Below are 14,910 nucleotides of genomic sequence, written 5' to 3' on the forward strand. Positions count from 1 at the left end.
CAGAGTCAAAACGTTACCAGAGAACAAGAAAACAAAACGCCACGTCTTGGTTAGCCAAGGACGTGGCGTTTGAAGCATTCATACTTGCAGCGAACAGATTGAACTAGCGGGCGATCGAGATCGTACTGCCAGGTCGCAGTACTCCCAGGGCCAGACCATCGACAGGACTGACATGCACCAAGCTGTCGTCAATCTTCATGACCTTCACCTTGCCGTCGATCGTGTGATCGCCGCGTCGGCTATGAATCTGAATGGACAACACCTCGCCGATACTCACTTCGGCCGTTTTAGGCATGTGCATCACTGCGGTCTTGGCACGATCCAGGACGAACTCGACCTTGGTGCTCACGACCGTGGGTTTCGTAGCAACGGGCACTTCCGGAATGACGAACGTGTCTACTTCCTGATCGTGGATAAACACGGGTGCTGTCGTGGAAACTGCCTGAGCGGAAACGGTCTTTACTTCCGATTTCCTGACGACCTGAGCTGGAGCTTCTTCAGCGAATCCAATATTGATTGGGGCATAGAAGTTAGCTTCCGGAGCTTGGACTGGTGCTGGCGGCAAAGCAACGAATTCTGCGCTTTGCAGCTTGGAAATCGAAGCTTCCATGGGTGTCGGTGGTGGAATCGGTGGCAGCGGTTCGCCCACACCAGGAGCCGTTTCGCGATCAGGAACCGGCGGAGTCGGAACCGTTTCACGATTGTCGTCGGCGGCAGGCACCACGCTGATCGGCGGACATGCAGACAGGGCTTGCATGGCAATCGCTCGGATTTCGGCTGAAGGTTCGTGCCAGCATCCGTCCGTTTCGCCGTAGGCCATGTCCTGTAGCTTCTCTTGGATTTTCTCGGTGCAGCAGTTGTTGCCACAACCATCGTGGCAGCTACAGTTACCAACCAAGGCCAGAACGGTCTCGGCAGCCGTCTTACGCACCTCTTCGGTGCAATCGTTCAGACCGGCCAGCAGAGCGGCTTCCACTTTGCCTTCTTTGTCATAGCACCCGCAACCGATGGTGGCGAGATACTTCAGCGCCTTGATCTTCTGTGGTGCTAGATCTTCTTCGGCCTTGATCTCGGCGGCAGCCTTGATCGCCGGATTGGGTGATTCCATGTTAGCCGGGTCGGCAATGCGCTTCAGCGGAGGAGTTCGTTCGCGCTGAGGATTGTTGCCGCGTCGGTTGACTCGATTCGCGTTCGCGGCATCGAATGCCTGCGGGATGCCAAGCTTATTCCAGACCGTGACGGTCGGTGGAACCGAGCTGACTGCACATCCGTTGACGAACATGGCTACGCACGCAAGAACGGCGTACGGCAGGGATGGCCTGACCATGGTTAACTTCCTGTTGTTTATGGCGCAAGTTCAATGAATGCTTGTGGCGAGAGTAAATTCAAACCCACGGGATCAGCGCGTATTTAAATCTCCCCCCACATGCACTACCATCGGAGTCCATGTTCCATAAAAACACTATTCAAGATGCTTGCGCCATGGTCTTCCTGGATAGCGAACTCAACGAAATCCGCAAAGTCTGCCAGGGCTTCCAAGGTAAATAGCAGAGTTGGGAGGTGCGCGGACTGGGTTGAGTTTCCGGCCTAAGCAAATGCTAGCAACGCTTGTGTCGTGTAACTAGGGGAAATGCTCTAGTCGAACTGCAGTTTATAAACCGGAGCACGCTCTTTGGCAGGAGTTGCCTGGGCTACGGTCTCGGTCGATTTGACTCCGCCTGAAGATTGCCGTCCACTCGACTCAAGCGTGTAGTTTGTTCCCGGTTTGAGCATGGCACTCTCGAAGATCCACGTGACACCGTCCGGATCGAGACGTGGCTGAAGTGGCAGTTCTTTGATGCTCGGTTTGTATTTCGGGTCGGTGGCTGCTCGTCCGTTAACAAATACCACTTGCGTCTTGATGACCATTAGTTGCGACATGCCTGCTTCCATCGGGTCATCGCTCTTGGGACCAACCCTCACGACCAGATCCAGTGGCTTGGACTTCAAGTCAGCGCGATTCACCGCGCGGACGCGTAGCTTGTGGGTGGTGCCAATATCCCACTTCAGCTCTGCCGGACGAATGTTCAGCACAAACTGAGGAACTCGCAGGAACGTATCGTTGGGATTCGGCAAGATATTTCCCACCAATGGTTCCAGTTGCAATGGCTTGTCGGCAATCGTATCGCCAGGGCCCGGCGAACCGTATTCCAGGTACTTAATGCCAGAGTCGTTATCTTGCGTGGGAATTGTTACCTTGAGTCCCTCGTTGACAGGAATGGTCAACGGCGAAGGTTGGATATTGATCGTCGGTGGATCTTTGTCGATCACGACCGGAATCCTCAAATCGTTGACCTTCTTTGGGCCATTGTAGATCTCGACTACAAAATCTCCGACAAACGTCTCGTAGGTCTTCGCACTTAGTCCGGTAGCGACGACATCTTGCAGCGTTGTCGCAATTACTAGCGGGCCTTCTGCCTGAGCGGCGGTCAGCTCGGCCGAGAAAGACCGGTTCGCGTAAATCGTTTCGGTGAAATTCAAACGGGCCGACTCGAAACCGTTGCCTTGTTCGAGCAGCCCCAGCTGGATCTTGTCGGGATTGATCTCACTGGCACCATTGAAGCTATTGGTATCGGTCGAGATAGCCAGCATCCAGTCGATGGTTTCAATGTTGGATGGAAGAATGATTGGAAGCCGATTGGCCGGCCATGAAGAGGCCATCACGTTGATCGCTGGTAGCGGTTTTTCTTTGTCTTCGTCTTCGACATGAGGTAGGTACGAGTCCAGACGCAGAGCCTCAAAGCCAGCCGAAGCATCGACGTCGAGTTTTCCCGAATCCAGGTCCATTACATTGCGAAATGCACGGTGCAGGGTCGGAAGCTTCTCACTCGAGGCAACGTTCAATAGAACGGGGCGTTTGACCGGCTTGGTACCATCGAGATTAAGAATTGCACCGAGTGTCGCTGTCGCTTCCGGCGACGCTATGGTGCCGAATGCTTGACGTTTGATGAGTTCCGAATCGGCGAACGTATCTTCCCATCTAAAATCCCATTCCACACGAATCGGCACCTTCGCTAGATTATGGGGAAGGCTAGGAAAGCCAAACAGTCGCTGTTCGTCCCAAGTTGCTGTGGGAAGCGAACGAGCTCCGGTGATCGGTTGGACGACCATCTCCAAACGCGAAAGCTTATCCGCCGGCAAAACCGACGTTTGAAAGTCCAAGTAAGATTGAGGCTTTCGAGGTACCCATTCGATCCACCGCATCCAGCGTACCGGCTTACCGTTGGCGTCCTTGTTCTCCTGATCTTCGATGACTGCCAGCAGTCCATTCGAAATATCGGTTGGCGTGACCTTGCCTGCTTCACCTGGCTTTCCGTCAGGACCAGGGGGGGCCGGCGGCCCAGTGAATCTCAGCCACTGGCAACGATCCGCTGGCACAACTTCATTAACTATGCGCCCGCGGGCTCTTGTCGCCGGTGGCGGGATTTGATCGTACGACGTAACGCTGACATCGTTCGCTATTCCGGTCGGTAAAAAGTCCGAGCCAAGGTTGATCGAGGGACGTTCGTAAGACGCGACACGCCATGGATCGATTTCGGCATCTTGGCTATTAGCTCCGCCATGCAGGGGCTTGCGGTGGTACTGATCCGAGAAAATACGCCCTGTCGGCATTAAGCTCGTCTCTGGACGAATGACAGGGTACAGCGAGACATTCACCTTGCGGTTGACCCGTGAACGATTGATTACACCCAGGCGGAATTCCGATTCTCGGTTATCGAAGAGGGGGATTTGCACGCGTGGGCCATAGTAAATCCCTGGCCCTGATGCTCCGACTTGCTGCACGACTAGATCAATCTCCTCGGCCCAGGGAAGAGAAACGTTAAGCTTGCAAGACCGGCTTGATTCAGCACCGGGCGGAATGTACTTGGCGGGAATGGTAAAGATGATTGGCTCGTTTTGGGCCGCTCGGATATCGGCCATATCTCTTCGCTGGGCATTCTCTTCGCGGTCAAGTTTGGCGTAGACGCTGCCTTGGATGGTAATGGGGCCGCTGGCATCAATCGTATAGTTCAGTGTATTGGTGGCCGCATCGAGAACTTCGTTCTTAAACGACACGTCTAACGCATTCCTGTCGTATTCCACGGTAAAAACAACTTGCCCAGGTGGGAAATTCGCTGCCATCAGATCGAACTCGAAATCGACTTTTTCAGCGACGCGATCAAGTTGAAGCGATTGGATTTCCTTGCCGGGGGTGACGGTGAGTCGCGGTATCTTTTCTTTCACAGGAAAGCGGAAGGGGAGAGGTGAGACTTCTCCCACAATCTGAGGTGTATCGCGCCAATCGAGCGTACGTACCCGGACCTGGTAGCGGACTTGGCTTCGGTAATCGGCATCGGCTGGCATGTTGCCCTGGATCGTTTCACCCAGTTCCACGAAAGGATCTGCAGAGTCTTCAGCCGGAGGGCTGCCTGCCGCTGCAATCTGCAGGTAGAGATCTCTTAGCTTCTCCATGCTCTCCTGCGAGGCTCGCGGCAGCATGGCCGTGGAAAGACGGGCTAAAAACGGGGTAGAGTTATCGATGTATGTGTAGTCAGGGACCGGCTGCTGTGAGAATTGTCGGAGCGAGCCCGCCATTCTCTTGCGATCGGTCGCTGTCGGCATCGCGGTTCGTAGATAGCCGATCAGTCGTAACGCGTCGGCCATCTGGGCATTCAAGTTGGTCGACTCTTTGTCTCGCGGTACGATCGTCATGTCGGCGTTGGCAAAACGTCGCATCCCCTCGAGTTCACTTAGGGAACGATTGATGACACCTTCTAGCGGCAGGTGCGTCAGTTCAGGTCCAGAGGTTCCACTCGCGGGGACTTCGAGCATGCCGATCGTGACGTCGCGAATGTCCTTCAAAAGCGATTCATAGTCGGCCAACGTGGAATCGCTGCCGGTATGTTCGAACATTTGCGTGAGCTCGGGAACGTGGTAGACGCTGTAGTTCCAGCTGAGAACCGCGTTGCGAGCTTTGCTGCCGTCGTCGGTTAAATCCGCACTCCAGGTCAGATGATACGGCGTGTCGACAAACTTATTCCAAGATTCGATAAGGTTATCCGCCGGCGTATCGCTGATAGGCGGAATCATCTGGACTTCGCGTTGCTGTTGAAGATGAGCCAGGAGGATTTCCAGCGAATGCTTCATCATCGACAGCTTCTCTTCCGGAACCGTGCCGGTATCGAACAGCAAACGAAATTGGTAGCCAATCAAGTAACTGTCGAGACGACGAAAGTATTGCGGAGCAAAATCTATGGGGCTCCAGATCATGCCGCCACGGCGAGAAGGAGGTTGGGCTAATTGATCTCGTAGTTGCCAGACTTCATCGAGTGTTGCCCATCGCGGGTCTTTTTCTTCCGGCGATTCACCATCCTTAGCGGCGTCTTCTTTCTCGGCGTCGGATTTAGGTTCCGGCGGCGTCGGCTCCTTTTCTTTCGCCTCGGGCGAAGAGGGGTCCTCGTCTTTCGGTTGTTCCTGAAAATAGCGGCACACAAACTTAGCAGGAAAGTCCTCGGTGAGAATCCCTTGGCCCCCTTGAAACAAACGTGGCGTTTGAGCGATGACGCCTTCGCCGAGGTGATTTTGAACCCTTACGCAGATGTGGTGATACAACTCGTCGAGATCCAATGCGTTGTCACTGGACATGTCGCTGATGCCCTTGCCGGTGAATGCTTCCTGGACGGCTTGCGAAAAGACCGAGTTTCTTTGTAGGGATAACGAGAGCGATTTCTGGCCATTCTCGTGCGAGGTGATCAGAAATAGATTCGAATCGTCGCGACCTCGCATCTCGCTTTCTAGAGCCGACGTGAAATTGTTCTCGTAGAGATCGATCCGTCCATCGGTCACAATCGTGCCGGCATCAAGCAGCACTAATTTCAGTGGGCAATTGGCCGTTTCCATCCAATCCAGCACGACATTCAGATCAAGGACGCCACTGTTTTGCCAGTTTGCGAGCGAGTTCCGCAGGAATGTCGGAGTGGCCACCACCACGTGGGGCGTTCCTTCGACGTCATATCTTAATGTATGGGCTTGAATGTAGAGTACGCAGGCATCATTCTGGCCGGGGGTATTGCCATTTGCGGCTTGCGCGGCCAACTGCTCGATAGGAGGAAATGATTCTTCCAGGGCAATGCTGCCGATGTGGAAAGATTTCGGGTCGTGATTTCCTTCTTTGGCAAGTTCCTGAGCAACGGAACTATGAACCAGTGGAATGGTTGCCCAAAGATCGTATTCGATCGGGTTGGCCGCAAAGAAATAGGTCCGCTGCTGGGCAGGGGGGAGCAGAAACCAAATCAGAACTCCGAGAAGAACCAGAAAGAGTGTCGCCACTAAAAACAGGCGAACCATCCGGTTCATCGGCTGATTGCCTTTTGAAGGGCGGTGCTTCCAGTCCTGCTTCATGCCGGGAGTAAGCTTGGCCATGTTATTCTCGTGCTACGGCGTTGTTGGCAAGTGGCTGTAAAAACAGACCGGTTCTCCTCCAAAAGACACGATGCTGCAAATTACACTTCCGGTCATTAAATCAAACCCACCTGGGGTTGCAAGTCAGCGAGTCGCAGTTGTTTGCCCGCGAGTGCCGATTTCCCCGCGAAATCTACCTCACAGTAAGAATGAAAAAGCGAACCGCCTGGTGGTGGTCCGCTTCTTATACGTAGCAGTCGTTGATCGTTACTATTGAACCAACAAGGCCGCATTCGACAAACGATTCAGCACTTCATCGACTGCTTTCCCCATGACGGTATCCAGGGAAAGTTCGTCCGGCTTCTCGCCTTTTTGTTGAATGACAAGCTTGCCTTCTTCGACGAGTCGTTTCAGTTCCTCGACGAGTTGATCTCTCGTTCGCGTGCCGTCCATCTGCGGCACCAAATGCTTCGAAAGGTCATCGACATTGACCGTTTCATGTCGACAACTGGTCAAGCGGTTGGTGCTTTCGGCCTGCATTCTCGCTACGGCCGAGGTCTTGGGGAACTCAGAGATATCGGCGGTGTACCTCGAAGGGTTGTACTGCAGTTCGACAATCCCGCTGACGGTCATGTGAATGAGATTAGTGGCCAGCGATCGCTTGAGCGCTTCAATCTTCGTTGCATCCGCGATAACGCCGTCGACCATCTTGTTCATCGCATTCTGGAAAAGATCCTCGAAAGCGATCGCACAGGGATAGGCTTCTTTGAGCTTCAAGACCGTTTCAACTACCAGCGGGTCTTGCGTGGTCATCGTCTGCCGCGTGATCGGATTAACAAACGTCCGTGGATCGCCCGGCTTGGGCGCTTTGTCCTTTTCCACCTTTTCTTCCATGTTGCCGGTGACGTAGGCGGCTTCAATCGATTCCAGTTTGAGTGCTCTGGAGACAGGAGCGTCTTTGTGGCACAGCAGTGTTTGTCGGAACGTTCGATTGCGGACGAAGTCGGCATATTGTTCACGCTGAACAATATCGGGTGCGATTCGCTCTAGCGTTTGTGCGATTTCCTTTGGGAAATTGCCGATCCACATTGTCGCGAGCTGCGATTCACCGAGGTATTGCAGGTCGTAGTTCTTTGCCCGCTCGATGAATTCGTGGAAATAGACCGGCGTGTTATCTTTCTCGAGATGCTCGTGGAATAGATAGTTATCCGATTGGCGACGCAGCAGTTGCAGCTCGCTGTTAAGCAGCATTCCGTACGCTCCCTTGTCGGCGGAAACGCTCTTGGCGAGGAACTCTAGCAGTGCTCGCGATTGCTGAATGCGTCGCGGGGCATCTTTGAGGTTCCGCACATGAAAATTCATCATGTCGCGGATCATGCCACGCAGGTGCCACCCCGGATAGGTGTTGTAACTGATGTAGGCGATTCCGTTCTCGTTCAGGTTCTTCTGGCAGATTTCAAAGATCCGCTCTTGAACGTCTTCAGGAATCCAGGAAAAGACACCATGGACGATAATGTAGTCAAACTTACCCATCGAGTCGTCGATGTCGGTACAGTTCATATATTTGAGCTCGATGTTGGTCAGTCCCAGTGCATCGATGTTGAGTTGGCCACGCTCAATTTGCTTCTTGGACAGGTCGACGCCAATGAATTGGCTTTCTGGCAAAGCTTCTGCCATCGGAATGATGTTTCCGCCGGCTGCGCATCCAATTTCTAATACTCGACAGTTTTCGATCGCCGCAGGCTTGATCCCGAATAAATTGCCAACACTTGCCAACCGTTCTGGATGCGATTGGCGAAAAGGGTGGCTAGGGTATGGGACGACATCGTAGCTGTACTCTTCTTCGGCCAGCGATTGCTGTTGCAAGTTATCGGCAGTGCTCATGAGCTCTTTCACGAAGGGGTCAGAAGAATGGGATGAGGTTAAGAGGGTCCGATTACCCTTTAGCTGTTAAGGTCTCATTCTTCCCTCAAATGGGGAAAGTGTCGTGGGCAAAGTCGGGAAACTCGATGAAATCTTCCGGTTTTCCGGGGCATTCTTGGCGATTGCAGTCATCGGGACAGTTAGGGTAAGCCGCGGGATTTTCATGGTGTTGCCGGATAAATTGATTTTGACGGCCGGGATCGGTCTTATTAAAACCTTTCCGGGTGGCATTCATTTTAAAATTCATGGCAGGAAAGCCTTAGGACGTAATTGTTTGACGAGGCACTTAGATACTGATCTAATCGATCGTTGGATCCGTTCCCCCTAATTTAGGCGCAAGTTTTTAAATCATGTTCGTTGTCCTTGAGGTGGTTGTTGGCTCGGAGGTTGGCCGCCAAATCAAAATTCCGCAAGATCGAACGTGCAAAGTTGGACGCACGAATTACTCGGATGAGGCATTCACCGACGACGTGATGATGTCTGGCCAACACTTCGAGATCCGCAATGACGGAAAATATTGCTGGCTTCGCGATCTGGAAAGCCGAAACGGAACCCGCGTGGACGATGACTTTGTCAAAGATAGTCTCGTAATACGTGACGGACAGACGGTGTTCGCTGGACGGACCGAGTTCACCGTTAAGATCGACGGGGGGGCCAAGAGCCCTTACGAGTCGACCAACGTAGGAACGATCGAGCCGGTCCGCAATCGCTCGCTGATGTCGACCACCTTCGGCAGTCGAGCCTATCCAGAGGACGATCCTCGCTTTCCACAATCCGAGTCTGCTCCGCCAGAATCTGCAGGAGCCCCCGCTTCGCCACCAATACTACCGGGCGCTCCAGTACCACCTCCAGCCGGAATGCCTCAGCAGCCGCCTGGGGGTAACTTGGAATTGCCATCGACGTCTGAAACTCCTAGTTTCCCTCCATCAGAAAATTACCACTCGCCCGAGATTGCCAAGCCCGATACTGGCACCGCCCCAGGGCATCCTCCAGGTTTTCCGCCAACGAATACTCCACCATCTCCAGGGATCTCGCCGCCAGGCGCGTCGAAGACTCCGCCCTGGGCGCAGCCATCCGCCACGCCAGTAATGCCTGGCCAACCCATGCCCGGACAAATGGTCCCCGGTCAGCTACCCCCTGGCACGCCTCCCCCTTCAGATCAGCCACAGTTCTCGCCACCCAATAAACGGGGAGGAGACGACGGGCCCGTCTTTAAGTTCGCCAAAGGTGGCGCAGGGGCTCCTCCTGTAGGTCCACTTCCCGACATGCCGCCCACTTTTGGGGCGTCACCTGGTACGCCGCCAGGCAGTCCACCGTCAGTCGATCCTCGTTTCTCAACGCCACCCCAGGCAGAACATCCGTCGGCCCCGGGACCACCTCCTGGTTTTGAATCTCTAAAACAACCACCGCAAAGTCCTCCCGGTAATTTTTCCCCACCTTCGGAAAGGCCATTGCCGCCTGGGACCCCTACAGGTCCTCCTGGCACGCCACCAAGCGGCTTTCAAAACTTTGATGAGGGGGCCGCTGATCCGCCGTCGTTTTCCAGCTTCACTTCGCCTCCTGCTTCGCAAGATCCTGTGCCTCCTGAGAATATGATGGGGCCTCCTGGCAGCCAGAATGCACCTCCGTGGGAAGCTCCCGGTGGAGTGGGAGGTGGGAAGAATCCCAACCTCGATTTCGGGTCAGACGATTTTGGCCCTAGTGTCGGGCCGGCACTCGACTTCGGTGACGAAGCCGATGACGACGATGAACCCCTGTTTGGCCCTCCTTCCTTTGCTGGGGGAAGCGACCCGTCGTTTACCAATCAGATGGGTCCCGAAGGCGGGAATCCCAATCTCGCCGGGTTTTCTCCCGATCAACCGCCAACTGCCAACAAGTTCGCCGGACCGCCGCCGGAGGTCAATCCGTTTCCAGGGACAAGCAGCCCCGAGAACATCCCCGAGCCATCTCCACCGGGTCTGTCGCCCAACTGGCGGAACCCCGATTACGTTTCACCGACTCCATCGCCATCGCAGATTGAAGAAGCGGAAAAGAACGCGTCCCCTTCATCGCCAGGGTCTGTCCACGGCTTGTGCTTTAAAGAAGAGACGACCGATTCCGGCTATCCCGTTTATCACAGCATCATCGAAGGCGTGCCCAAGGTTCCCTTTTCGCCGTTCGCTCTGATCAGCGATTTATCGAAGGTCGCTAAGCCGGTCCTCTCGATTCATTTCATGAGAGCCGAGATGCAAATCCCCGAGGACCTGGGCGGAACGCCTTTGCGGGGCGACTTGGATGCGCAGTTCGCGGCGCTCGGAGGACCGATGCTCTTCTGCCCCGACGATCTCGAACCGTTTCGCGAGATCATCGACGAGCTGTGGGGGCTGGACGCAATTAGTTGCCTCTTTACTTCCGGAGACCCCCAGGCAGTCGTCGAGCATTTTCGGGAAGGGTTGTTCGCTCCCAAACGCGGAGACCTGCCGAGCCCAGGGCCAGGCCCGCAATTCTTTGCCGTCTTTTCGCCCAATCTGTTGACCACTTTCTTGTCGCAGCGCAATCAAGAGACGGTCGACCAATTGCTGGGCAGTGCGGTTGTCGGCGTATTGGCCGAAGTGGCGGACATGCCAGACAGTTGGCAGTTATTTACCAAAAAACCGTGGACCGAATCACTCAAGAAAATGGGCATGAATCGCGTTGTCGAGCAGCCTCAATAGTTCGGCACCACCTCACAACCGAAGCAAGACAACGTCGGGGAAAAGTATGGCGGAAATTCAAGTGGGTGGCTCGCGGTCTCATGCTCCGGAAGTCAACGAGAAGACGCCGTTGCATCTACTGCTAATCGGTAACTTCCGTGGTACCGGTCACCAGGCGGATCGCATGAGCCCGAAGCCGGTCTCCGTCGATCGCGATAATCTCTACGAATTGCCCGAGAAGCTTGGTGTGCGTCTCGATGGAATTCTGGCATCCCCCGACGGACAAACCGAGGACATCGAGTTCCAAGAGTTCGAGGATTTCGAGCCAGATGAATTGTTCGAGAAGCTAACCCTATTCGAGAATCTCCGCACGCTTCGCCGACGCCTGCAAAACCCAAAGCACTTTGACAAAGCCGCTGCGGAAGTCATGGCCTGGGCACCGCAGCAGGAAGCATCGGCTACCACGACGGTCAAGGATACGACGCCCGTTTCTCCCTCGGCACCAGGGTCGGAAGATTTGTTCGCCGATGTCCTCTCGCAATCAACCGATACCAGCGGCTCTCCCTTGGAAACGGGCAACTGGGGGGCGTTTATCGCAGAGGTGCTCGCAGGAAGCGATATTCAAAAAGTCGATCCGCGACAAGATGAATTGATCGCTGTCGTCGATGAAGCAATCCAGGAGACAATGCGGCGCGTGCTGCAAGGACCGAAGTTTCACGCGTTAGAAATGAACTGGCGGGGACTGCGGATGTTGACCTTTCAGGTCGAAACGCACGCCAAGTTGAAGATCTTTATCCTCGACACCACCCCCCAGGCATTTCGCGAAGCTTTGCAGGACGAGAACTGGCAAACCAGCTGGCTGGCCGAGACAATCACTTCGCCTTCCAAGACACCAGGGGCGACTCCCTGGGCAATGGTGGGCTGCCTGTTTCCCTGTGGAGTAGATCAGGAGGACTTAATCCTGGCCGCAAAACTAGGCGACATCTGCCAAATCGCAGGGGCTGCCGCCGCGATAGAACTTCGGGCGACCAAAGAGCAGTGGCTCGATCCTGAATCACCGATTCACGAAGCATGGAATGCCAACCGCCTGACCCGGCCGATGTTGAACGTCACCGGCCTGTGGCCGAGGGTGCAATTGCGATTGCCATACGGAAAAAAATATAAGTCGACCGACTGTTTCGACTTTGAAGAAATCTCACGACCCGGTGGAAGCCAACTGGCCTGGGGAAGCCCGGTTTGGCTGGCATGCGCCGCTGTGGCCAACAGCTACAACCAGTCGGGCTGGAGCCTAGACACCTCCGCCGTTTCCCAGTTCAGCGACTTGCCTCTTTACTTCGACCCTGCTGACGACGGCGATGCCCATCCGTGCGGAGAATACCTGATCACCGACGAGGAGTCGGCCAAGCTCATGGAGATCGGCCTGAGCCCCGTGATCTCGTTCAAGAATCAAGACCGCGTTCAGATTCGCGGTCTTCAATCATTACGCGGCGGCAAATTGCAGGGGCCGTGGAAGTAACAACGTCTCATGGGCGAAAAGAAAGAGAACCACGGATTACACGGATGAACACAGATCAGAAAAGACGTCGAAGACGGCTCTAAGATATCGGTGTTCATTCGTGTAATCCGTGGTTAAAACTCTTACTCTCGTTGAGCACAGCGGCTCAAAAGCCTACTGCCCCAGGATATACGAGAACATCAGCGGAGCCACGATCGAGGCGTCCGAATTGATCATGAACTTGGGGCTATCCTTGCTCAGCTTGTACCACGTGATCTTTTCGTTGGGGACCGCACCACTGTACGAGCCGAACGAAGTGGTCGAATCGGAGATCTGGCAGAAGTAGCTCCACAGATTCGAGTCGCGCATTTCCAGGTCTTGCAGAATTAGCGGAACGGCACAAATCGCGAAGTCACCCGCAATGCCGCCACCAATTTGATAGAAGCCGATTCCGTTCTTTTCGTGCTCTAAGTACCACTTCACCAAGTCTTGCATCATGCGGGTACCTGGGTGAATTACGTTGTGGGTTGAAAGGGTGCCGTCATAGACGCGAGCCGCAAAGATGTTACCCAGCGTCGAGTCTTCCCAGCCGGGGGTAAACACGGGAATCCCTTTTTCGTAAGCGGCCAGAACCCAACTGTTTTCCGGCGGGATCTGATAGTGCTCTTGAAGCTTGCCGTCTTTAAGTAGGCGGAAGAAATAATCGGTCGGGAAGTGTTGCTCTCCCTTTTGATCGGCTTCCTGCCAGTACTCGAGCAAGTTGTCCTCGAAGTGACGAATGACCGTTTCGGGAATACAAGTGTCCGTAACGCGGTTAAATCCCCCTTCGCGAAGTTTGAATTCATCTTCCGGCGAAAGGTCGCGGTAATTGGGGCATAGCTCGTATTCGTCGTGTGCCACCAAGTTAAAGAAATCTTCTTCGAAGTTAGCAGCAGTGCAGCTAATCGCGTGCACTTTGTCCTGACGGATCATTTCCGCCAGCGAGATGCCTAGTTCGGCGGTGCTCATCGCACCGGCAATGGACATAAACATCTTGCCACCACCTTCGACCATCGACTTATAGGTCTTGGCCGCTTCCACCATCTCGCGAGCGTTAAAGTGACGGTAATGCTTGTCCATAAACGCACTGATGCTCATCGACATTCTCCTGACCAAAGACGGGGAAAACCCCAGGGCAACCACGGTGGATGTAAGGCGGGAAATTATAACAGCGGTGGATTGAGTATGAAATCGGGTGGCCTGAGCGGATGCGGCAACCAGTATCCGGCAGGGTTGAAATCGCAATAATTGAAGGGTCGATCCGAATGACACAACGGAACGCTCCTCATCCCCCCGAGAAGATCCACCTATGGTTTATGCCGCTGCCGTTTTACTACTGCTGGTCAATGCGTTTGCCTGGCTGACGACCTTTGTCACGTTGCCAGGCAACTGGATCTTGCTGCTTTGCACGGCCCTATACGCTTACTTTCTACCGGCCGAGTATTTCCCACGGGTTAGCTGGACCGTAGTGATTGTCATCGCTGTGCTGGCGGTGATCGGAGAAGTGGTCGAGTTTCTGGCCGGAGCCGCCGGAGCGGCCAAGCAGGGAGGAAGCCGCTGGGGCGTGTTTTTGTCACTGGTCGGCGCGTTCGTCGGTAGCCTGAGCGGGGCCATTCTGCTGAGCTTCATTCCCATTCTCGGAACGATGATCGGCGCTTTGTTGGGGGGCGCGCTCGGCGCGTTCGGAGGTGCCTGGCTCGGAGAGCATAACACCGAAAAGACACACGGAGAACGGATGGCGATCGGTCAGGGGGCGTTTATCGGACGCATCATGGGAACCGTCGGCAAGCTGATTGTCGGCGTGATCATGCTGGTTTTAGTCACGCTCGATTCGTTCTTTGATCTTAAGAAAGAACCGATACCCGAGCAGGTATCGACCGAACCGGAAGTCGGTTATCTCTTCAACTTAAAGTCGGACGTCGTCGATCCTTCCCCGACGTCGACCGTTTCGGCCGACAAGTAGCGATCACTTATTTGGCCAATTGAAAATCGAACGTCGCCTGATCATCCGAAACCGATGCGTTGAGATCGGTGGTTCGTACGGAATGGTACTTTCGGGGAATGTTCTCTGAATATCTCGTGGTTGGTGGCGAGTTCGGATTCTTCGAAGGAATTTCAACCAACGAGGGTTCAATGGCAACCTTGTAGTCACCAGGGGGAACGGCGAGCTGATAACTGCCATCGCCGATATCACCACGGGCGGCATGACCGGTCGCCGTGTTCTCAAACGAGATCGATCCTCCTTGAACCGGTTTGCCATCTAAGACCACACTGCCGGTCACATTGATCATGTGCGGCCCTGCTGGACCGCAACCCACGAGAAACAACAGGCTGGCCACGAAAAGGAAATTCTTAATCATC

At 54.5% G+C, this 14,910-nt stretch carries 8 protein-coding genes; 3 read left to right on the top strand and 5 right to left on the bottom strand.

Translation table 11 applies throughout. The features are described 5' to 3' along the window. Positions 1-103 precede the first annotated feature (103 nt). The 3 genes from HOV93_RS16580 to HOV93_RS16590 form a co-directional block, all read right to left on the bottom strand. Positions 104-1,327 (bottom strand): hypothetical protein, encoded by a 1,224-nt coding sequence (locus HOV93_RS16580; RefSeq protein WP_207397644.1) that lies wholly within the window; start codon positions 1,325-1,327, stop codon positions 104-106. Positions 1,328-1,635: 308 nt separating this feature from the next. Beyond that, on the bottom strand, positions 1,636-6,441 hold the full coding sequence (locus tag HOV93_RS16585; protein WP_207397645.1) for a hypothetical protein: 4,806 nt from the start codon (positions 6,439-6,441) through the stop codon (positions 1,636-1,638). A gap of 249 nt (positions 6,442-6,690) precedes the next feature. Continuing rightward, positions 6,691-8,304 (bottom strand): methyltransferase regulatory domain-containing protein, encoded by a 1,614-nt coding sequence (locus HOV93_RS16590; protein WP_207397646.1) that lies wholly within the window; start codon positions 8,302-8,304, stop codon positions 6,691-6,693. Between the two features lie 389 nt (positions 8,305-8,693). On the opposite strand from HOV93_RS16590, the gene HOV93_RS16595 reads away from it, so the two are divergent. Both HOV93_RS16595 and HOV93_RS16600 read left to right on the top strand, forming a co-directional pair. Continuing rightward, positions 8,694-11,036: an FHA domain-containing protein gene (locus HOV93_RS16595; protein ID WP_207397647.1), complete on the top strand. Its 2,343-nt coding sequence runs from the start codon at positions 8,694-8,696 to the stop codon at positions 11,034-11,036. A gap of 46 nt (positions 11,037-11,082) precedes the next feature. After that, entirely contained in the window at positions 11,083-12,531 is a 1,449-nt protein-coding gene (locus tag HOV93_RS16600) for a type VI secretion system contractile sheath domain-containing protein (RefSeq protein ID WP_207397648.1), read from the top strand. Positions 12,532-12,684: 153 nt separating this feature from the next. Here HOV93_RS16600 and HOV93_RS16605 read toward each other — a convergent pair whose 3' ends face one another. Beyond that, positions 12,685-13,647 (bottom strand): deoxyhypusine synthase family protein, encoded by a 963-nt coding sequence (locus HOV93_RS16605; protein ID WP_207397649.1) that lies wholly within the window; start codon positions 13,645-13,647, stop codon positions 12,685-12,687. A 211-nt stretch (positions 13,648-13,858) separates the two neighbouring features. On the opposite strand from HOV93_RS16605, the gene HOV93_RS16610 reads away from it, so the two are divergent. Continuing rightward, the gene (locus tag HOV93_RS16610; protein ID WP_207397650.1) at positions 13,859-14,512 is read left to right on the top strand and encodes a DUF456 domain-containing protein; all 654 of its coding nucleotides are present in this window, start codon (positions 13,859-13,861) and stop codon (positions 14,510-14,512) included. Positions 14,513-14,519: 7 nt separating this feature from the next. Here the strand turns inward: HOV93_RS16610 and HOV93_RS16615 are convergent, their stop codons facing one another. Continuing rightward, entirely contained in the window at positions 14,520-14,909 is a 390-nt protein-coding gene (locus HOV93_RS16615; RefSeq protein WP_207397651.1) for a carboxypeptidase-like regulatory domain-containing protein, read from the bottom strand. Position 14,910 lies beyond the last annotated feature (1 nt).

It is taken from the genome of Bremerella alba (assembly GCF_013618625.1).
GTDB classification, from domain to species: Bacteria; Planctomycetota; Planctomycetia; order Pirellulales; family Pirellulaceae; genus Bremerella; species Bremerella alba.

Coding starts and splice junctions, on each gene's coding strand:
- HOV93_RS16595 (WP_207397647.1), top strand. CDS start 8,694: ATGTTCGTTGTCCTTGAGGTGGTTGTTGGCTCGGAGGTTGGCCGCCAA.
- HOV93_RS16600 (WP_207397648.1), top strand. CDS start 11,083: ATGGCGGAAATTCAAGTGGGTGGCTCGCGGTCTCATGCTCCGGAAGTC.
- HOV93_RS16605 (WP_207397649.1), bottom strand. CDS start 13,647: ATGAGCATCAGTGCGTTTATGGACAAGCATTACCGTCACTTTAACGCT.
- HOV93_RS16590 (WP_207397646.1), bottom strand. CDS start 8,304: ATGAGCACTGCCGATAACTTGCAACAGCAATCGCTGGCCGAAGAAGAG.
- HOV93_RS16615 (WP_207397651.1), bottom strand. CDS start 14,909: ATGATTAAGAATTTCCTTTTCGTGGCCAGCCTGTTGTTTCTCGTGGGT.
- HOV93_RS16585 (WP_207397645.1), bottom strand. CDS start 6,441: ATGGCCAAGCTTACTCCCGGCATGAAGCAGGACTGGAAGCACCGCCCT.
- HOV93_RS16610 (WP_207397650.1), top strand. CDS start 13,859: ATGGTTTATGCCGCTGCCGTTTTACTACTGCTGGTCAATGCGTTTGCC.
- HOV93_RS16580 (WP_207397644.1), bottom strand. CDS start 1,327: ATGGTCAGGCCATCCCTGCCGTACGCCGTTCTTGCGTGCGTAGCCATG.